The 18,782-nt window shown below is 63.5% G+C and carries 15 protein-coding genes; 11 read left to right on the forward strand and 4 right to left on the reverse strand.

The features are described 5' to 3' along the window. The first annotated feature begins 3 nt into the window (after positions 1 to 3). From CSQ95_RS17605 to CSQ95_RS17630, 6 genes are all read left to right on the forward strand, one after another. Positions 4 to 2,019, forward strand: coding sequence for an alginate lyase family protein (locus tag CSQ95_RS17605; protein ID WP_257218094.1), 2,016 nt, complete (start codon positions 4 to 6; stop codon positions 2,017 to 2,019). Next, the gene (locus CSQ95_RS17610) at positions 2,016 to 3,326 is read left to right on the forward strand and encodes a nucleotide sugar dehydrogenase (protein WP_099410442.1); all 1,311 of its coding nucleotides are present in this window, start codon (positions 2,016 to 2,018) and stop codon (positions 3,324 to 3,326) included. The genes CSQ95_RS17605 and CSQ95_RS17610 overlap by 4 nt, the downstream gene beginning before the upstream one ends. Next, on the forward strand, positions 3,307 to 4,569 hold the full coding sequence (locus tag CSQ95_RS17615) for a glycosyltransferase family 4 protein (protein ID WP_099410443.1): 1,263 nt from the start codon (positions 3,307 to 3,309) through the stop codon (positions 4,567 to 4,569). Before CSQ95_RS17610 ends, CSQ95_RS17615 begins: the two co-directional genes overlap by 20 nt. Before the next feature lie 100 nt (positions 4,570 to 4,669). Then, the gene (locus tag CSQ95_RS17620; protein ID WP_099410444.1) at positions 4,670 to 6,124 is read left to right on the forward strand and encodes a mannose-1-phosphate guanylyltransferase/mannose-6-phosphate isomerase; all 1,455 of its coding nucleotides are present in this window, start codon (positions 4,670 to 4,672) and stop codon (positions 6,122 to 6,124) included. A gap of 181 nt (positions 6,125 to 6,305) precedes the next feature. Beyond that, complete coding sequence (locus CSQ95_RS17625; protein WP_099410445.1) at positions 6,306 to 6,863, forward strand: FxDxF family PEP-CTERM protein; 558 nt, start codon at positions 6,306 to 6,308, stop codon at positions 6,861 to 6,863. A gap of 84 nt (positions 6,864 to 6,947) precedes the next feature. Next, positions 6,948 to 7,526, forward strand: a complete 579-nt coding sequence (locus CSQ95_RS17630) for an FxDxF family PEP-CTERM protein (protein ID WP_099410446.1) — start codon at positions 6,948 to 6,950, stop codon at positions 7,524 to 7,526. A gap of 122 nt (positions 7,527 to 7,648) precedes the next feature. On the opposite strand, the gene CSQ95_RS30105 is transcribed toward CSQ95_RS17630, so the two are convergent. Beyond that, on the reverse strand, positions 7,649 to 7,828 hold the full coding sequence (locus tag CSQ95_RS30105; RefSeq protein ID WP_257218099.1) for a hypothetical protein: 180 nt from the start codon (positions 7,826 to 7,828) through the stop codon (positions 7,649 to 7,651). On the opposite strand from CSQ95_RS30105, the gene CSQ95_RS17635 reads away from it, so the two are divergent. Further along, entirely contained in the window at positions 7,745 to 8,689 is a 945-nt protein-coding gene (locus tag CSQ95_RS17635; RefSeq protein ID WP_257218097.1) for a TIGR03790 family protein, read from the forward strand. The two genes, CSQ95_RS30105 and CSQ95_RS17635, sit on opposite strands and share 84 nt — an antisense overlap. A gap of 42 nt (positions 8,690 to 8,731) precedes the next feature. Here the strand turns inward: CSQ95_RS17635 and CSQ95_RS17640 are convergent, their stop codons facing one another. Continuing rightward, positions 8,732 to 9,460 carry a PEPxxWA-CTERM sorting domain-containing protein gene (locus CSQ95_RS17640; RefSeq protein WP_257218095.1) on the reverse strand — a complete coding sequence of 243 codons (729 nt, stop codon included), beginning with the start codon at positions 9,458 to 9,460 and terminating at the stop codon, positions 8,732 to 8,734. 426 nt (positions 9,461 to 9,886) lie between these two features. On the opposite strand from CSQ95_RS17640, the gene CSQ95_RS17645 reads away from it, so the two are divergent. The 4 genes from CSQ95_RS17645 (at position 9,887) to CSQ95_RS17660 (ending at position 15,094) form a co-directional block, all read left to right on the forward strand. After that, complete coding sequence (locus tag CSQ95_RS17645) at positions 9,887 to 12,880, forward strand: ExeM/NucH family extracellular endonuclease (RefSeq protein ID WP_099410447.1); 2,994 nt, start codon at positions 9,887 to 9,889, stop codon at positions 12,878 to 12,880. A gap of 10 nt (positions 12,881 to 12,890) precedes the next feature. Beyond that, positions 12,891 to 13,529 carry an NF038129 family PEP-CTERM protein gene (locus tag CSQ95_RS17650; protein ID WP_099410448.1) on the forward strand — a complete coding sequence of 213 codons (639 nt, stop codon included), beginning with the start codon at positions 12,891 to 12,893 and terminating at the stop codon, positions 13,527 to 13,529. Between the two features lie 183 nt (positions 13,530 to 13,712). Beyond that, on the forward strand, positions 13,713 to 14,426 hold the full coding sequence (locus CSQ95_RS17655; protein WP_099410449.1) for a winged helix-turn-helix domain-containing protein: 714 nt from the start codon (positions 13,713 to 13,715) through the stop codon (positions 14,424 to 14,426). Then, positions 14,423 to 15,094: a LuxR C-terminal-related transcriptional regulator gene (locus tag CSQ95_RS17660; RefSeq protein WP_099410450.1), complete on the forward strand. Its 672-nt coding sequence runs from the start codon at positions 14,423 to 14,425 to the stop codon at positions 15,092 to 15,094. The genes CSQ95_RS17655 and CSQ95_RS17660 overlap by 4 nt, the downstream gene beginning before the upstream one ends. Here CSQ95_RS17660 and CSQ95_RS17665 read toward each other — a convergent pair. Further along, the gene (locus CSQ95_RS17665; RefSeq protein WP_180279090.1) at positions 15,091 to 15,504 is read right to left on the reverse strand and encodes a protease inhibitor I9 family protein; all 414 of its coding nucleotides are present in this window, start codon (positions 15,502 to 15,504) and stop codon (positions 15,091 to 15,093) included. The genes CSQ95_RS17660 and CSQ95_RS17665 overlap by 4 nt on opposite strands. Before the next feature lie 114 nt (positions 15,505 to 15,618). After that, positions 15,619 to 18,771 carry a S8 family peptidase gene (locus tag CSQ95_RS17670; RefSeq protein ID WP_099410452.1) on the reverse strand — a complete coding sequence of 1,051 codons (3,153 nt, stop codon included), beginning with the start codon at positions 18,769 to 18,771 and terminating at the stop codon, positions 15,619 to 15,621. Positions 18,772 to 18,782: the final 11 nt, after the last annotated feature.

An 18,782-nucleotide genomic window follows, 5' to 3' on the forward strand; every position in this document is an offset into this window, starting at 1 on the left:
CGCATGCTGAGCAATCTGTCCTGGAAACTGAACCGCCTGCGCGCCATGGGCGCGCCCGAGGTGGCACACCGCGTGCACGATGCCGTGAGGCAACGTCTGCAGGCACGCGGCTATGGCCTGGCCCTGGTGCCGCCAGAGGCCGCGCGCCAGCGTTTCGGCGCGCCATGGCTGGGACTACCCGTCGACGCGGCGCCGCACCTGGCGGCGGCCGAACGCATCCTGGCGGGCCGCTTCGATGTTTTCGCCCTGCGCGATGCGGACTTGGGTTTCCCGCCCCAATGGAACCGCGATCCGAAGACGGGCACCGTGGTGCCGCTGGGCTTTGGCAAGACGCTCAATTACCGCGATGAAGCGGTGGTGGGCGACATCAAATGCCTGTGGGAACCGAACCGCCACCTGGCCGTGGCCGACCTCGCGATGGCATACCGGCTGGGCGGCGAGCTGCGCCATGCGCACGGCGCGCAAGCGCTGCTGGAATCGTGGTGGCAGCAGTGCCCGTATCCGCTGGGGCCGAACTGGAGCAGCGCGCTGGAACTGGCCTTGCGTCTGGTCAGCTGGTCGCACGCGTGGCACTTGCTCGGCGGCATGAATAGTCCCCTGTTTGAGGGGGCGCAAGGGCAGGCGTTCCTGCAGCGCTGGCTCGACAGCATCTACCAGCATTGCCACTTCATCGCCGGACATTTTTCGCGCCACTCGTCGGCCAACAACCACCTGTTTGGCGAGTTGACGGGCTTGCACATCGCCGCGCTCACATGGCCGTGCTGGCCGGAAAGTGCAGGCTGGCTGTCGCAGACGGAGCGCGAGCTGGAAGCGGAAGCGTTGAAACAGAACGGTCCGGACGGTGTGAACCGCGAGCAAGCCATTTATTACCAGCACACGGTGGCCGACGAAATGCTGCTGTGCGTGCTGGCAGGCCGGGCCAACGGCCGGCCCCGCTCGGCTGCCTTTTTACAGCGCCTGGAAGCCATACTGGTCTTTATCGCCGCCATGACGACCGTGGCGGGCGAGCTGCCGATGATCGGCGACGCCGATGACGCATTGCTGGCGCACTGGGACAAGGCGCCCGGCGCGAATCCCTATACCTCGCTGCTGGCCAGCGGTGCGGCCCTGTTTGGCCGCGCCGACTTCAAGGCCAAGGCGCGTATCTTCGACGAGAAAAGCGCCTGGCTGCTGGGCGAGACGGGGCGCCAGGCATTTGATGCCTTGCCGGACGCTGTGCCGGATACCTTGCCGCGTGCCTTCCCCGATGGCGGCTATTACCTGATGGGCGCGCGCTTCGATACGCCGTCCGAAGTGCGCTTGACCGCCGACGCAGGTCCGCTGGGTTACCTGGGCATCGCCGCGCACGGCCACGCCGATGCGCTGGCGCTGACCTTGTCGGTGGCGGGGCAGATGGTGCTGGTCGACCCGGGCACCTATGCGTACCACACGCAAAAGCGGTGGCGCGATTATTTCCGCGGCACCAGCGCGCACAACACCGTGCGCATCGATGGCCGTGACCAGTCCGAGTCGGGCGGCAACTTCTTGTGGCTGCGCAAGGCCCGCGCGCGATGTCTGGCCTGGCGGGACGATGTTGAGGGGCAATTCTGGAGCGCCAGCCATGACGGCTACCTGGGCTTGAAAGATGCTGTGCTACATCGGCGCGACGTGCGCGTGGCGCCCGGCGCAGCACTGATCGTGGTTGACGACGTGCTCGAATGCGAGGGCGCGCATGCAGTGGAGCTGTTCTGGCACGTCGATCCCCGCTGCCGCGTGCAGCTGGATGGCCAGGTGCTGCGCGTGGCCGGCGATGCCTTCTCGCTGGAAATGCATTTGCCATCGTTGCCAGATGCCTCCCTGCAACTGGTGCACGGCAGCGACAATCCGCCGCTGGGATGGATATCGCATCATTTTGATGAAAAACAAGCCGCGCCGACCCTGGTCTGGCGCGCACAGGTGCAAGGCACGACCGCCTTGCGCACCGAGTTACGCTTGAGTTTAGCTACCCCTGATCTGTCAGAAAATACGAGGAAAACATGAAAATTAGCATATTTGGTTTGGGTTATGTGGGTGCCGTATCGGCCGGTTGCCTGGCAACGGATGGGCATGAAGTGATCGGCGTCGATCCGAACAAGACCAAGGTCGATCTGATCAACCAGGGCACCACGCCCATCATCGAAAAAGACATCGGCGAGATGATCGCCGCCACCGTGAAAAGCGGCCATTTGCGCGCCACGGCGGACGTGCGCGACGCCGTCTTCGGCTCCGACATGTCGCTCATCTGTGTAGGCACGCCATCGCAGCTCAATGGCAACCTGGACTTGAGCCACGTGCGCAAGGTATGCCAGGAAATCGGCGCCGCCATCGCCGAGAAGGACAGCTTCCACGTCGTCGTGGCGCGCTCGACCATGCTGCCGGGTTCCATGCGCGCGCTTGTCATTCCGACTCTGGAAGCGGCATCGGGCAAGGTGGCCGGTGTCGATTTCGGCGTGTGCAACAACCCGGAATTCCTGCGCGAAGGCACGGCCGTCTACGATTACTACCATCCACCGAAGACGGTCATCGGCGAATCCGATGAAAAGGCGGGCGCGCTGCTGGTGCAGCTGTATGAAAAGATGGACGCGCCGCTGGTGCGCACGGACGTCGAGACGGCCGAGATGGTCAAGTACACGGACAACACCTGGCACGCCGTGAAAGTGGCGTTCGCCAATGAAATTGGCAATATCTGCAAGGCCGTCGGCATCGATGGCCACAAGGTGATGGAAATCTTCTGCCAGGATACCAAGCTGAACCTGTCGCCCTACTACATGAAGCCGGGCTTTGCCTTCGGCGGCTCGTGCCTGCCGAAAGACGTGCGCGCGCTGACCTACAAGGCGCGCAGCCTGGACCTCGATTTGCCCTTGCTTAACTCCATCCTGCCGTCGAACCAGCGGCAAGTGGAAAAGGGCATCAAGATGATCGTCGACAAAGGTGCGCGCAAGGTGGGCATCCTGGGCTTTTCGTTCAAGGCCGGCACGGACGACTTGCGCGAGTCGCCGCTGGTCGATGTGATCGAGTATCTGCTGGGCAAGGGCTACGAGCTGAAACTGTACGACAAGAACGTCAACCTGGCCGCCTTGACGGGCGCGAACCAGGATTACATCCTCAATCACATCCCGCACATTTCCAAGCTGATGGTGACGAACATGCAGGACGTACTCGATTTTGCCGACACCATCGTCATCGGCAATGGTGCGGCTGAATTCAAGACCGTGCCCGCCAGCCTGCAGCCGCACCAGCACATCGTCGACCTGGTGCGCATCAGCCAAGAACAAAGTGGAGAGCAATATGACGGCATCTGCTGGTAACAAGGTAGCAGGGCAGCCGCGCCGTGTGCTGATCCTGGTGGAAAACCTGCCGTCGCCGTTCGACCGGCGCGTGTGGCAGGAAGCGACCACCCTGCATGCGAATGGCTACGAAGTGTCGATCATCTGCCCGACGGGCAAAGGTTACGAATCGCGCTACGAAGCCATCGACGGCATCCATATCTACCGCTACAACCTGCCGCTGGAAGCGGAAGGGGCCAAGGGTTACCTGGTGGAATATTCGCTGGCGCTGTTCCACACCTTCCGCCTGGCGTGGAAAGTGCATTTCGCGCGCGGTTTCGACGTCATCCACGCCTGCAATCCGCCCGATCTGCTGTTCCTCATCGGCGGCTTCTTCAAGTTGACGATGGGCAAGCGCTTCCTGTTCGACCATCACGACATCAATCCGGAGCTGTACGAAGCCAAGTTCGGCCGCCGCGATTTCTTTTATAAACTGATGGTGCTGTTCGAGCGCTGGTCGTTCCAGAGCGCGGACGTGTCGATCGCCACCAACGAGTCGTACAAAAAGATCGCCATCGAGCGGGGCGGCATGAAGCCCGAGGATGTCTACGTGGTGCGCAGCGGGCCCAAGCTGGACCGCCTGCGCGTGCTGCCGCCCGTGCCGGAACTCAAGAAGGGCCGCACCTACCTGGTCGGTTACGTGGGCGTGATGGGCGCGCAGGAAGGCATCGACCTGCTGCTGCAGGCGGCGCAATACATCGTGCAAACCTTGAAGCGCGAGGACGTGCAGTTTGGCCTGGTCGGTGGCGGTACCTCGCTCGAACAGATGAAGCAGATGGCGCAGGACATGGGCATCACCGACTACGTGACGTTTACCGGACGCGTGCCGGACCAGCAATTGCTGGAAATGCTCAATACAGCTGATGTGTGCGTGAATCCGGACGTGGCCAACGACATGAACGACAAGTCGACCATGAACAAGATCATGGAATACATGGCCCTGGGCAAGCCGATCGTGCAGTTCGACTTGGTCGAGGGCAAGGTTTCCGCACAGCAGGCGTCGCTGTATGCCTTGAAGAATGATCCCATCGATATGGCACGCAAGATCGTCGAATTGCTGGACGACCCGGCCCGCCGCGAGCAGATGGGCGCGTTTGGCCGCCATCGCGTGATCAACGAGCTGGAGTGGGAATATGAAGCGCCCAAGCTGCTGGCCGCGTATGCGCGCCTGTTTCCCGCCGCCGTGCCCGCCGCTCCGGTGACCTTGAGCAAGGACGGCCGCTGATAGCGCCGGACAAAAGCGCCGCACGCGGCGTGCTGATCGCCTGAACGCTCATAGTGTCGAGCGTGCATGCTCCTCAATAAACTGTTTGCGAAGTGAAACCATGAAAATTTATCCAGTCATCCTGTCCGGCGGTTCGGGTACTCGCCTGTGGCCGCTGTCGCGCGCCGTGCTGCCCAAGCAATTGTTGCCGTTGGTAACGGACAAGACCATGTTGCAGGAAACGGCGCTGCGCGTGCAGAGCCTGCCTAACCGCCGCGCCGGCGACAGTGCGCTGGCCGAATTCGAAGTCATGCCGCCGCTGGTGGTGTGTGGCAATGAGCACCGTTTCATGGTGGCCGAGCAGTTGCGCGAGATCGGCCTGTCGCCGCTGGGTATTTTGCTCGAACCTGTGGGGCGCAACACGGCGCCGGCCGTGGCGGTGGCGGCGCAATACCTGCTGGCCATCGACCCGCAGGCGCTGATGCTGGTCTTGCCGGCTGACCACGTCATCACCGACGTGGCTGCGTTTCACCAGTCTATCGCCGAAGCGGCCCTGCTGGCGGCCGGTGGCGCGCTGGCCACCTTCGGCATTGTGCCGACGGCGCCGGAGACGGGCTATGGCTACATTCGCAGCGGCGCGCCCGTGAGCCCTGGTGCCGCGGGTTGCCAGGTCGAGCGTTTTGTGGAAAAGCCCGATTTGGCCACGGCGCAGTCATTCCTTGCCGCTGGTAATTATTTCTGGAATAGCGGCATGTTCATGTTTCGCGCGGAACGCTATCTGGGCGAATTGGCGGCATTCCAGCCCGCCATGCTGGCCGCCTGCGAGGCGGCCGTGCGCGACGGCTACCGCGATCTTGATTTCTGCCGCCTGGAAGAGAAGGCCTTCGCCGCCAGCCCGTCCGATTCGATCGACTATGCCGTCATGGAGCATACGTCGCATGCGGTGGTGCTGCCGGCCGCCATCGGCTGGAGCGACGTCGGTTCCTGGTCGGCCTTGTGGGACGTGCAGCAGGGCGATGCCAACGGCAACGTCGTGCGCGGCGACGTGTATCTCGATGGCGTGAGCAATTGCTTGGTGCGCGCCGAGCGCCGCATGGTGGCCGTGCTGGGCGTGCAGGACTTGATCGTGGTGGAAACGGACGACGCCATCCTGGTGGCGCACAAGGACCAGGTGCAGCGCGTGAAACAGGTGGTCGACCACCTGAAGCAGGCGGGACGTAGTGAACACGTGCAGCACCGCAAGGTGTACCGCCCGTGGGGCAGTTATGAAGGCATCGATATCGGCGAGCGCTTCCAGGTCAAGCGCATCACCGTCAATCCGGGCGGCAAGCTGTCGCTGCAGATGCATCATCACCGGGCCGAGCATTGGGTGGTGGTCAGCGGCACGGCCAGCGTCACCTGCGGTGAGAAGGTGACTTTGCTGACGGAAAATGAATCGACCTATATTCCCATCGGCATGACGCACCGGCTGGAAAACCCGGGCAAGTTGCCCTTGCATCTGATCGAAGTGCAGTCGGGCAGCTATCTTGGCGAGGACGATATCGTGCGGCTGGAGGATGTTTATCAACGCGCCTGATGTGCGGCTTCATGATATCAGCTCAGTGAAACTATTGGCTTTAAGAATGATGCTATAAAGTAACTTTTCATTAAACAATAGTTAACACATAGAATTACTTTATGCTATGATTCTGCCTGGTTTGATCAGATAACTCATGCGGACGCATTATCGCGTCCGCATTCACGTTGAGTGGAATCGCATGAAGAAAAATACGTATTCAGTGCTGGCCGCGCTCGCTTTTGCCGGTTCAGCTTTATTCGCGCAGGCAGCCTGTGCCGCGCCCGTCGACATCAGTTCCACGCCTGGCGCCGTCAATCTGGCCGCGGGCGGTTCGTTGACCTTTGGCGACAAGTTTAAAAACAATCAAAAAAGCAATTTTTTCAATGACCTGTTCGCATTTAACGTGAGCAAGACTAGCGACCTGAGCGTGGTACTGAACTCGCGCAGCAGCAGCGCGACGAATGGCTTGAACCTGACGGGTTTCGGCTTGTACAGCAGTGTCGGCAATACCTTACTGCTGGGCGGCAATCAGTTGTTGACCGGCATCGATGACAAATGGAGCCTGTCGTATGCCAATCTGGCTGCCGGGTCCTACTATCTGAAAATCAGCGGCAACGTGGTGTCGAACACGGGCGCGGCCTTCAGCGCGAACGGCAGCCTGGTATCGGCCGTGCCGGAACCTGGTACGTATGCGATGTTGCTGGCGGGCCTGGGCTTGCTGGGCTTCATGGCACGCCGTCGTCAGAAGGCGGCCTGAGCCGGCTCTGTCTGATTGGTATCCTCGTTTGCGTTTCCATCCCGCAACTGGCATGAGCCAGTTGCAGTCATCTTGGTGAAAAGTATGAAAAAATTCCTGAAATCCCTGTTCGTGGCCGCCATGTTTGCCGGCAGCAGCCTGGCAGCCCATGCGGCGCCGGTTGACATCAGCCACGCGACGGTGGATCTGACGCAAGATTTGCTCGATTATTCCAGCAGCGAGTTGCTGGGCTCGTTTTCGCTGGCCCCAGGCCAGTTGGCCGGCGCGGGCAATAACTTTTTCAGCGACAAATTCACGTTCAGCGTGACGGGTTTTAACGACCTGAGCGCACTGGCGACCTCGCTCAAGCCGAGCGCCAACTCCGGCCTCACGCTGACCGGCTTCAGCCTGGGCAATGCCAGCGGCATTCTGTTTCATGGCGCGCTAGACTTGATCAATTTCACGGCGCAAGACCAGGCATGGTCGCTGCAGTCCGGTTCCGCGCCTTTGGCTGCAGGCAATTACTTCCTGCAAATTGACGGTTATGTTGCCTCGCCAACTGGCGGCAGCTACAGCGGCATCCTGGCCGTCACGCCGGTGCCGGAACCGGAAACCTACGGCATGCTGCTGGCGGGCCTGGGTTTCGTCGGCTTCATGGCACGCCGCCGCAAGCTGCAAGCCTGAAGATAAAAAATTCTGTACATGAAGCGGAGGCTGCGGCCTCCGTTTTTTTTTGCCGCCGGCCGACGTGGGGCTATAATCGTCACGCACAGTGGGTGGCTGCGGCATGGCTGCTTCGATTTTCTTCAATGACGAAATTGACCTTGCATAACTCTCTCTTCCTTTTGCTGGCATTGGCTGCCGGCATTGCCCATGCCGATGCGCCATCCATGCCGCCAGGATTGAATGCGCTCCAATTGGCTGTCGTGATCAATGATGCGGAACCGAACAGCATCGCGGTGGGCGAATATTATCGCCAGGCGCATGGTATTCCTCCTGCAAATGTTGTGCACGTGAATATCCCGAACCGCCCGCGCAAGCTCAGCGTGGCTCAGTTTGCGCAGCTGAAGGAACGTATCGACGCGCAATTGACACCCCATATCCAGGCCGTGCTGATGGTGTGGAGCGCGCCCTACGCGGTCGAATGCAATTCCATCACTTCCGCCTATACCCTGGGCTACGATGCGGCGCAATGCGCGAAGACGTGTGACGCCGGCAAGCCCAGTACTTATTTCAACAGCAATGTGCCGCAACCATTCACGCAGATGGGCATGCGCCTGTCCATGCTGCTGCCCGTCGACTATGTGGAAGAGGCCAAGGCCGTGGTGGACCGCGGGACGGTCAGCGGTTTTTCCGTGCCCGCCGCCAGCGCGTATTATCTGACCACCAGCGAAAATGCGCGCAACAGCCGTGCCGCTTTTTTCCCGCCTGCCGGGATCGTGCGCCAGCGCAAGCTGACCGTCAAGAACCTGAAGGTCGATGTACTCGATGGCGCACAGGACATCATGGTGTATCAGACGGGCATGGCCAAGGTCGCCAAGCTCGACACCTTGCGCTTCCTGCCTGGTGCCCTCGCAGATCACCTGACTTCGTTTGGTGGCGATTTGCAGGGGGCGGCGCAAATGAGCAGCCAGCGCTGGCTGGAGGCGGGCGCGACGGCCAGCTACGGTACCGTCAGCGAGCCGTGCAATTACTGGCAAAAATTTCCCAATCCGACAGTGCTGCTACGTCGCTACCTGACAGGCATGACGGCGTTGGAAGCTTACTGGGGCAGCGTGGCGTGGCCGGCGCAGGGATTATTCATCGGTGATCCACTGGCGGCGCCGTATGCCGCCTTCCGGCGATGAGATGGTGCTGATAGAGGAAAGAGGCTCTTGCGAGCTTTTTTATTATGCCTTGCGGCGTGCGGCAAAGCCCAGCAAGGCCAGCCCAGCCATCAGCATGGCCCATGTTTGTGGCTCAGGAACGGCAGGAATGGTGGGGACCAATGGTGCGGGTACTGTATTGCGGCCCGTATCGATACCACCGCCGCTGCCACCGCCACCCACGCCGCTGCCCGCTGGGAAGCTGTTACCGCTGCTTGAGGCCGAGCTCAGCAATTGCGGAACGTCTTCCGGCATGTTCTGACGCACGAGGCCTGGCGCGTGGTAGCCATCCCAGCTGGGAAACTCGTCCGCAGCCGCTACGGAAGTAAACTGGTCGATATTGCTGACAGAGTTGCGGTTCTTTAAGCCTTTGCCACCCTGGCCGCCATTCATGCCGCTCAACCCGGTATCGTCGAGCAGGCCAAGCGAGTGCGTGCGTCCGGACTGTGCTGGTTTGCTCAGGTCGGGGACTGCTTCATCGCTGCCATATTGCTTTGTCTCGCCGACGCCGTCGTTGCTGCGGACATCAATGCCGATATAGCCGTCGATCAGACGGCATGAACTATATGTGCTATCCATATCATCATTTTTGTTCGCCTTGCCGCCGGCGCTATTGCCGCCGGCAGCCTCGCACCGTTTCTGTTGTTCCGCCGCTGTTTGCGCGCGCGCGTTTTGCGCGTTAACTGTCGCGTGTGTCAGGGACAGCAGCGTGACGAGCAAGAGTGAAAATTTGAAACTGATCGGTGTGGTCATGTTTGATCTCGCGGAGTTATTGCTGACAGCGTGTGCTGTCTTCGTTGGGCCAATGCCGCACATCGCCGTTGCTGTGCATAGCTGAAAAACAGGCATGGATTGGGCCCGATACGTTTCCGACTGTATTGCTGGCACCTGAAGTATGGGCTGACAACACTTAATCGTTGCAAGTAATTAAACTTATTTGTAGGAAATATATCATATTTTGCTTGTGGCTGCTGAGCTGATGTCCTGCAGAATTATATTTGTTGCTTGGTCGCCACTTTAATGGACGCCATCTTACTCCATTCGGCTTAATCAAATGTCATCAAGTCGTCATCCCCGGCCTTTAATATGCAAATAACAAGTCTGAAATACTTTTGTTAATTGTGGCGCGCCGGCCCATCATGCGGGACCGGCGTCACTTATTTACCGACCGGGATCCTCATGCACACCTCGTTTTCCCCCTTGCGCACGCCGCTGCGCCTGACCGTCATGGCTACCCTGCTGGCCAGCCTGTCCGTGCCGGCCCTGGCGGCTTCCGATATCGTCATCAGCCAGGTGTATGGCGGTGGCGGCAACAATGGCGCGCTGTATCGCAACGATTTCATCGAACTGTTCAACCGTGGCGCCAGCCCCGTGAACCTGAGCAACTGGAGCGTGCAATACGCGTCGGCCGCCGGTTCGAGCTGGGCCGTGACGGCCTTGCCGGCTATCGATTTGCAACCGGGCCAGTATTTGCTGGTCCAGCAAGCCAAGGGGACGGGCGGCACCCAGGACTTGCCCGCGCCGGATGCCTCGGGCAGCCTGGCCATGTCCGGTACGGCGGGCAAGGTGTTGCTGAGTAATAACAAGACGGCCCAGACGGGCACCAGCCCCACGGGCGCCGCCGTCGTCGACCTCGTCGGTTTCGGCACGGCCAACGGTTTTGAGGGCGCCGTCGCGCCCGCGCCATCGAATACCCTGTCGATCGCGCGCGCCGATGGCGGCTGCGGCGACACGGATGATAACAGCGTGGACTTCGTCGCCGGCAGCGTGACGCCGCGCAATACGGCTTCCGAGCGCCACGTCTGCGGCGGCCCCGTCGTGCACCAGATCATCACCAGCTGCCCGGCCAGCCTGGCGCTGGCGCTGGGCAGTGGCGGCAGCGCCGTGCTGCGCGCGTCCGACGTCGATGGCCTCGTGAATGCTGCTATCTTGAGCTCGCCGGCCGTGGCCGGCATCAGCCTGGCCAATTTCAGCGCGGCCGGCGTGGCGGGCGAGAGCGCCAGCGTGAGCCTGCTGGTGGCCGCTGGCGTGCCGGTGGGCAATTATCCTGTCATCGTCCAGTTCAGCAACGACCAGCAGCAAAGCGCCAGCTGCAAGGTCGATGTCGCCGTGCAAGGCCTGGCCGCCATCAGCCACACGATCCCGCAAATCCAGGGCAGCGGTGCAAGCAGCCCCTACGCCAATTCCGTGCAGACGACCGAGGGCGTCGTCACCCTGAAGGTGGGCACGGGTTTCTTCATGCAGGACGCGGCCGGCGATGGCGACCCGTCGACCTCGGACGGCATCTTTGTGTACACGGGCGCGGCCGTCACCACCGTGCAGCCGGGCGAGCTGGTACGCGTGACGGGCACGGTGTTCGAATACACGCCGTCGGGCGCGAAAAATTCCTACACGGAATTCAAGGACGTGACGGCCATCCTCACGCAAAGCGCGGGCCACGGCATCGTGCCGGCGAATGTGACCTTGCCGAACGACAACCTGGCCGCCGTGGAAGGCATGCTGGTGCGCTTCACGCAGCCGTTGACCGTCTCGCAAAACGCCTACCTGGGCGCGCGCGGCGAACTGAGCCTGTCGGCGGGACGGCGCGAAGTGCCGACCAACCGCTATCCGGCTGGATCAAACGAAGCGCAAGCCTTGATCGCCGCCAATGCGAACAACCTGATCGTGCTCGATGATGGCATTTTCGTCACGCCGCCGACGATACCGTACATCGGCCAGGACAACACCGTGCGCAGCGGCGACACGGTGGCCGACCTGACGGGCGTGGTGGATTTCGGTGCCATCGGCGGTGGCGGCGCCGCCTACAAATTACAGCCGACGCAGACGCCGCAATTCTCGCGCGACAACCCGCGCATGGGCAGCCCGGAGCTGCCATCCGGCAACGTCAAGGTGGCCAGCGCCAATGTGCTGAATTTCTTTACGACCTTTACCAATGGCAATAACGTGTTTGGCCAGACGGGGCAGGGCTGCACCGTGGGTGCGTCGACCACCAAGTCGAACTGCCGCGGCGCCGACAGCCTGGCCGAGTTCGTGCGCCAGCGCGACAAGATCGTGGCCGAACTGAAAGCCATCGATGCGGACGTGGTGGGCTTGATGGAAATCCAGAACAATGGCGAAACGGCCGTCACTTACCTGGTCGAGCAGCTGAACGCGGCCATCGGCGGCGTCACCTACGCCGTGGTGCCGAAGCCGGCCGCCACGGGTACGGACGCCATCCGCGTGGCCATGATCTACAAGCCAGGCAAGCTGGGTCTGGTGGGCGGCGCCCTGTCGGACGCCAACGCCATCAACAACCGTCCGCCGATGGCGCAAACGTTCAAGGCCGCCAACGGCGAGAAATTCTCGCTGGTCGTCAACCACCTGAAGTCGAAGGGCAGCTGTCCATCGGGCGGGCTGGACGCGGACCAGAACGATAGCCAGAGCTGCTGGAATGCCACCCGCGTGCAGCAAGCCCAGCGTCTGGTGGGCAGTTTCGTGCCGCAAGTGGCGGCCGCCGCCGGCGACGCGGACGTGCTGGTCATTGGCGACTTGAATTCGTATGGCGCGGAAGACCCGATCCAGGTCATCACGGGCGCCGGATTCGTCAATGAACTCGAGCGTTTCGTGCGGCCGTCCGAAATGCCGTATTCCTACGTGTTCGGCGGCCAGAGCGGCTACCTCGACCATGCCCTGGCCAGCGCCTCGCTGAGCCCGCAAGTGGCCGGTGTTGCCGAGTGGCATGTGAATGCCGACGAGCCCGAAGTGATCGACTACAACATCGACTCTGCCAAGCCGCAAGACCTGTACAACGCCTTGCCCTACCGCGCCTCGGACCACGACCCCGTCGTCATCAGCCTGGACTTGCAGCCCGCCTACCGCGACATCACGGCCGGCGTGGCGCAGGCCAGCTCGGGACTGACGTTCAACCGCGCGACGCAAAAGTACACGGGCACGTTCTCGTTCACCAACACGGGCGCGGCGGCCATCAGCGGCCCGTTCCAGGTGGTGTTCGGCGGCTTGCCGGCCGGCGTGACCCTGGCCAATGCCACGGGCAGCCATGCGGGCGCCGCCTATGTCACCGTCAACGCGGCCAGCCTGGCGCCCGGTGCGACGGCCTCGTTTGCCGTCAGTTTCACCAATCCGTCTAAAGTGACGATCAATTACTCCGCCAGCATTTTTGCCGGCAACTTCTAAGGACTAGACCATGTTGACAGCAAAATTCAATCTCACCCTGCGCCATGCCGTGCTGGCCACCTTGCTCGCTGGCAGCAGCAGCCTGGCGCTGGCGGACCCGCTAGCCTACCGCGTGGAAATCGACACGAGCCAGTTCTCGGGCGCCGGTTTCCTCGACTTCGCCTTTATCGCCGGCAACAGCCCGGCGCCGGGCGCGACGGCCACCCTCAGCAACTTCTCGGGTGCGTTCGGCGCGCTGGCATCGCAGGAAGGCAACGTCAGCGGCAGCGTGCCCGGCACCTTGACCTTCGGCAATAGTGGCGCCTACAACGACTGGTTTCACAACGTGACCCTGGGCGGCAAATTCGGTTTCAACGTCGTTTTCGGCGGCGACTTCCTGAACACGGCCGGCAACGCGGGCACGACGTTTGGCGTGGGCTTGCTCGACTACACCGGCACGTCCTACCTGGGCAATGTGAACGGCAACCTCGTGCAATTCGAATTGACGCCGCTCAATGGGGGCATTCCGGCGAGCATCGGCGGCAGCACGTATGCCAGCATCGCGTCGATCTCGGCCGTGCCGGAAGCGTCGGAATGGATGATGCTGACGGGCGGCCTGGCACTGATCGGTTTTGCCTTGCGCCGCCGCCAGCCTGTCACGCGCGCCTAGTTTTTCCAGTCGGAACACAGCGCGCCTGCGGGCCGCTGTGCTTCGCCTATTTAGTCGCAATAGCTATAAATCAGGAAACTAAATTGTATTGGTCACCGTTTTACGCTTGATGCATAGTAAAAAACTTGTCGGGCAGTCTAGTATTTTCATGGACGGCCGCCACTTTTTTGGAAGGATGCATCGATGCCTGGCCATATCCTGGTGTTGGACCCTGCGCCTGCCATGCAGGCGCTGCTGGCGCATAACCTCGCGGGCGCCGGCTACCGGGTCAGCTGCGCCCCGGACGCGCGCGGCGCGCAGGCGCTGATGGCCGTGGATGCGCCCGACTTGCTGCTGCTGGAATGGGAGTTGCCGGACGCCTCGGGTATTACCTTGCTGCGCCAGTTGCGCCAGGATGGCCAGCTGTGCGACTTGCCCATCATCATGGCCAGCGCGCGCGACAGCGAACAGGACAAGGTGCTGGCGCTGGAAAGCGGCGCCGACGACTATCTGTGCAAGCCTTTCGGTCCCCGTGAAATGCTGGCCCGCGTGCACGCGCTGCTGCGCCGGCGCACGCCATCGGCCTGGCGCCCAGGCGCAAACACGGCCGGCGCCACCGTCTTGCGGCTCGACCCGCATACGCTGCGCGTGACGGCCGGTAGCGTGCCCGTCAGCCTGGGCCGCGTGGAATTCAAGCTGCTGCATTTCCTCATGGACCATCCCGGGCGCGTGCATAGCCGCGCGCAACTGCTGGACCAGGTGTGGGGCCATGCGGCCTACCTCGACGAGCGCACGGTCGACGCCCACGTGGGACGCTTGCGCCACGCGCTGCAGCCGGGCGGCTGCGGCCACCGCATCGAAACCGTGCGCGGCAGCGGCTACCGCTATCTGGCGTTTGATGCCGCCGTGTGCGCATGATGCTGCTGACGGGGCGGGAGCAGGAATACCTGCTGCACGCGATACTCGGCGCGCATGGCATCGCCGAGTCCGGCGATTTCTTTCTGTGGAGCCAGGGGCCGCTGCAAACGTTGTTGCCGCACGACTTATTAATGTGCGCGCAGCTGGGCGCCGACGGGGCCGTGCTGCGCAGCGAAGCCTGGCACAGCATCGTGCCTGATCACGCGCAGCTGCGCGAGCGCCAGGGCCAGCTGGCACGCCTGGCGCTGGCCTGGCGCGCGGGCGGCCAAAGGGCGGGCGTCATCGACGGCGTGCTGGTGCACGGCAGCGTGGGCGAGGAGGGCGGCAGCTTTTTTGCCCTGTTCGCCATGGGAACCGTGGACGCGGCGCGCCAGGCCTACGCGCTGGAATTGCTGCTGCCCTACCTGCACCTGCACTGGCTGGCGCTGCCGGCCAGCCGGCGGGCGCCCCCGGCCGGTCCGGGCGCCACGCGCGCGGCCAGTGCGCGCGAGCTGGAAGTGCTGCATTGGGTGCGCGAGGGGAAGAGCAATGACGAGGTGGGGCAAATTCTCGGCATCAGCGGCACCACCGTGAAAAGCCATTTGCAGCGCATCTATAAATTATTGGGCGTGAGCAACCGCACGCAAGCCGTCTCGCGCGGCATCGCGCTGCGCCTGCTCAGCCATTAGCGCTGATCCTGTATTGTATTCTTGCCATTGCCGCCGCCATCCTGCGTGTGTTCGACGCTGCCGGGCGACACCCGCGCCACGTCGGGGCTCGCTTGCAGGCGCGCCACTTCGTCCGCCGTCAGCATGGCGGCAAAGCCGTTGAAAGCCACCGTGTAGCGGTATTGCACCTGGGCGTCCGGCACCAGCGCCAGCACCGAGCGCTGCTGCGTTTCCAGCTGGGCCGTGTAGCGCCGCGCGGCGTCGCTGTTCGTATCGAGCCCATGCACGCCGTCCGCCTGCGAGGCCAGCGGCGGGGCGCGCAATTGCACCAGATACGATACGCGCGCTGCGGCAGCCTGCGCCGCGACTGGCAGCGCATGGATGCTGGCCATGCCGGCCAGGATGGCAATGCTGATGCGAAATGCGGACATGCCAGCTCCCTTGGCGCATGGCGCCCATGCGTCGATTGTACGCGCGTCGCGCATAAAAAACGCGCCCCGCAGGGCGCGCCGTGTTACTGCCTGGAATGGCCTGGAGCGATACCGTTACAGCTTGGCGTCCGCTCTCACGTTGCGCTGGCTGGGGACGGCCAGCGGCAGCGGGTTGTTGGTCTCCACCGACAGCACGGTGGTGGACGCGGCCGCGTTGTTGCCATCAAGGAAGACTACGCCGCCCAGGTAGCGCTTGCCCGTTTCCAGGCCCGACCAGCTGACGCCGGCCGTGGCGCTGCCGCCCACGTACACCTTGCTGGGCAGGGTGGCTTTCAGGTTGCCGCCCTTGTCGGCTGTCGTGACGACGGCCGACGACAGGCCGAAGCCGGTCGACACGCCATTTGCCACTTCGTAGCCGATCACGCACACCTTGTAGCTGCCTGCCGCCGGGGTGGTCAAGGTAATAGACTCGTTCGAACCGGCCGTTGCCGAGGTGGCGACGGTCGCGCCGGCACTGTTGAGCAGCAGCAGGTCGAGGTCATTGCCGGCGCCTTCCGTGGTGTCGCGGTCGAAAATTTCGAAGCGCGCCACGACGGTGCTGGCGGGAATGCTGACATTGACCGCGCGCACGCCGCTGCCGCCCGCCTTGCACGCGGCAGCCATCTGCTCCAGCGTGTCGACGCTGCCCGGCGCGGCCTGGCTGATGGTTTGCTCGCTGCGCGCCACTTCCTTCAGGCCGCCCGTCGCCGCGCCCACCTTGCCGGCAAAGCCGGTGGACAGGGTCAGCGAACGCAGGCCGCTGACCTTGTCGGCCTGCAGCAATGCCGGCGACTGTACCGCGCGGCCCGAGCGGGCCGTGACGGGGCTGCGCACCGTGTGCACGCCGTCGCTCCACACGAGCGCGCCGTACTGCCAGGCATTGTCCGGCGCCGTGGTGCGCGTCAGGGTCACGGTGAAGGACTTGGTTTCGCCCGGCGCGAGCGCCAGGGTGGCAGGCGAAACCGCCACGCTGTAGCCGCTGACCGAGGCGCTGGCCGTGTAGGTGGCGCTGCTGCTGCCCACGTTGGTGACGCGGCGCGTCACCGTCTGCGTGCCCAGCACGTTGCCGATGGTGATCGACGGCATGTTCAGGTTGTAGCCGGCCAGGGTGCCGCCCGCGCATTCGGCCGTCATGCCGACGCCGCACATGTATTTCTTGTAGTCGGCCAGGCTGGCGTCATACACGAGGCCGGGATCGGTCGCCTTGTTCGGCGTCACGTGGCCGGCGCCCTGGCCCCAAGGCAGGATGCCGCGCGCGTCGCCCGCCTGGATGTCCGGCAGGGTGGTGCTGCCGGTCGTCATCAGGGCCGATTTGATGGCGGCCGGGCTCCAGTCCGGATGCTGCTGGCGCAGCAGGGCAGCCAGGCCGGCCACGTGCGGGCTGGCCATCGAGGTGCCTTGCAGGAAGATGTAGGCTTGCGGCGGCACCAGGCTGCCATCCTGCACGGCGTCGCGCTGGGCGCGCGACAGGGCAGGCGTGCCGCCGGCCAGGATGTCCACGCCAGGGGCCGTGACGTCCGGCTTGAGCAGGTTGGCGTCGTACAGGTTCGGGCCGCGTGACGAGAAGTCGGCCACCACGGGGGCGGCGGGGCCGTTGCCGTTGGTGACGAAACGCGAGATGGCGGCCGTGGCCGTGCCCGTTTGCGCCTGGGCATTGATCAGCGCGCCATCGGCGGCGCTCACGTGCACGGCCGGCAGCACATGCGGGTCGGACACCAGACCGATGCCCGTGTCGACCAGCACCATGCCGGCGCCGCCCGCTTCGAGCACGGCGACGCCCTTGTCAGTACGCGCCGTGGTGCCGCGCAGGCAGCTGACGACCTTGCCGGCCACCTTGGCCGGGTCCAGCAGGGCCACGCCGCCGTTGTCGCCGGCGCGGTAGCACAGGGCCAGTTTTTGCGCATCGGCGCCGGGCAAGCCCGCATCCTGGGCGCGGATCAGGGTGGTGGCCGGCAGCGGGTTGTAGTTGAGCGAGGCGCCCGTGTAGCTGGCGCCGTTGCTGAGAGTCACTTTGGCCTGGTTGGCGCGGTTGTGCGTCGAAGCGGCCACGGTGGTGATCCATGGGCTGACGTGGGCCACGGTATTGGCTGGCCCCGCATTGCCGGCGGACGCGGCAACGAAGACGCCCGCGTTCGACGCGTGCAGGAACGCTTGCTCGACCGGGTCGTTGACGGTGCCGCCGCCGCTGATCGAGTAATTGATCACGTGTACGCCGTCCTGTACGGCTTTTTCGATCGCCGCCACGCTGTCGCCGCCGTAGCAGCCGTTTTTCGCGCCGGTCGGCTGGGTGGCCAGGTTGTACGACCAGCACACCTTGTAGACGGACAGGCGGGCGCGCGGCGCCACGCCGGAAATGGCGCCCAGCGGCGAACCGCCGACGGTGACGGGCACGCCCGCATTGCCGCCCGCGGTGGATGAGGTATGCGTGCCGTGGCCGCCTTCGCCATTCGGGTCGCCGATGGAATCGCGCGGCGAGGTGTATTCGCTCCAGTGCTGGATCTTGTCCGTCTCGGTCAGGCGCACGGCGTTGAAATACTGCGCGCCGAGCAGCTTGTTGTTGCAATGGTCTTGCGTAAAGCCTTCGCCCGTCTGGCAGCTGCCTTTCCAGGCGGCCGGCGGAGCGCCGTAGGCCAGTGTGGCGTTCGGATCGAAGGTCGGTGCGCCGTTGGCGTCGACCTTGTCCGCATACGACAGGTTTTCCGGCCACACGCCGCCATCGACGATGCCGATGATGATGTCTTCGCCCGCATGCTGCTTGCCGCCCAGCTGGCTCCACAGGCCGCCCGGCTGGTCCAGGCCCAGGAAGGTGGGCGTGTAGTTCGTCTGCAGGGCGCGCGGCTCGTCGGGGGCGATGCTGGCCACTTCGCCGCTCGCTTGCAGCTGGCGCACTTCGGCGTCCGTCAGCAGCGCGGAAAAGCCGTTGAGGACGATCTTGTACTGGTATTGCACGGGCGCGGCGGCGACGAGGGCTTGTACCCGGGCCTGTTTCTGCTCAAGGTAGTCGCCATACAGCTGCACTTGCGCGCTGGCCAGGTCGAGGCGGCCGCCGGCGGCAGGCTGGGTGGCGCTCAGGCCTTCCACCGAGCCGGTGTAGGAGGCGATCGGTTTGTCGGTCAGTTGCACGATGTAGGGGCGGCGCAGCTCGTCGGCGTGGGCCTGGAAGCTGAGGCTGGCAAACAGGCTCAGCACGGCGAGCGAAATGGGACGCAAGGCGGGACGGAATGTCATGTCGGGGTTCC

It is taken from the genome of Janthinobacterium sp. BJB304 (assembly GCF_002735765.1).
Taxonomy (GTDB): Bacteria; Pseudomonadota; Gammaproteobacteria; order Burkholderiales; family Burkholderiaceae_D; genus Janthinobacterium.

Excerpts from the sequence above, each read along its gene's own strand:
- CSQ95_RS17655 (WP_099410449.1), top strand. The coding sequence starts at position 13,713 with ATGCCTGGCCATATCCTGGTGTTGGACCCTGCGCCTGCCATGCAGGCG.
- CSQ95_RS17660 (WP_099410450.1), top strand. The coding sequence starts at position 14,423 with ATGATGCTGCTGACGGGGCGGGAGCAGGAATACCTGCTGCACGCGATA.
- CSQ95_RS17625 (WP_099410445.1), top strand. The coding sequence starts at position 6,306 with ATGAAGAAAAATACGTATTCAGTGCTGGCCGCGCTCGCTTTTGCCGGT.
- CSQ95_RS17645 (WP_099410447.1), top strand. The coding sequence starts at position 9,887 with ATGCACACCTCGTTTTCCCCCTTGCGCACGCCGCTGCGCCTGACCGTC.
- CSQ95_RS17620 (WP_099410444.1), top strand. The coding sequence starts at position 4,670 with ATGAAAATTTATCCAGTCATCCTGTCCGGCGGTTCGGGTACTCGCCTG.
- CSQ95_RS17665 (WP_180279090.1), bottom strand. The coding sequence starts at position 15,504 with ATGTCCGCATTTCGCATCAGCATTGCCATCCTGGCCGGCATGGCCAGC.
- CSQ95_RS30105 (WP_257218099.1), bottom strand. The coding sequence starts at position 7,828 with ATGCGCCTGGCGATAATATTCGCCCACCGCGATGCTGTTCGGTTCCGC.
- CSQ95_RS17630 (WP_099410446.1), top strand. The coding sequence starts at position 6,948 with ATGAAAAAATTCCTGAAATCCCTGTTCGTGGCCGCCATGTTTGCCGGC.
- CSQ95_RS17640 (WP_257218095.1), bottom strand. The coding sequence starts at position 9,460 with ATGACCACACCGATCAGTTTCAAATTTTCACTCTTGCTCGTCACGCTG.
- CSQ95_RS17610 (WP_099410442.1), top strand. The coding sequence starts at position 2,016 with ATGAAAATTAGCATATTTGGTTTGGGTTATGTGGGTGCCGTATCGGCC.
- CSQ95_RS17615 (WP_099410443.1), top strand. The coding sequence starts at position 3,307 with ATGACGGCATCTGCTGGTAACAAGGTAGCAGGGCAGCCGCGCCGTGTG.
- CSQ95_RS17650 (WP_099410448.1), top strand. The coding sequence starts at position 12,891 with ATGTTGACAGCAAAATTCAATCTCACCCTGCGCCATGCCGTGCTGGCC.
- CSQ95_RS17670 (WP_099410452.1), bottom strand. The coding sequence starts at position 18,771 with ATGACATTCCGTCCCGCCTTGCGTCCCATTTCGCTCGCCGTGCTGAGC.
- CSQ95_RS17605 (WP_257218094.1), top strand. The coding sequence starts at position 4 with ATGCTGAGCAATCTGTCCTGGAAACTGAACCGCCTGCGCGCCATGGGC.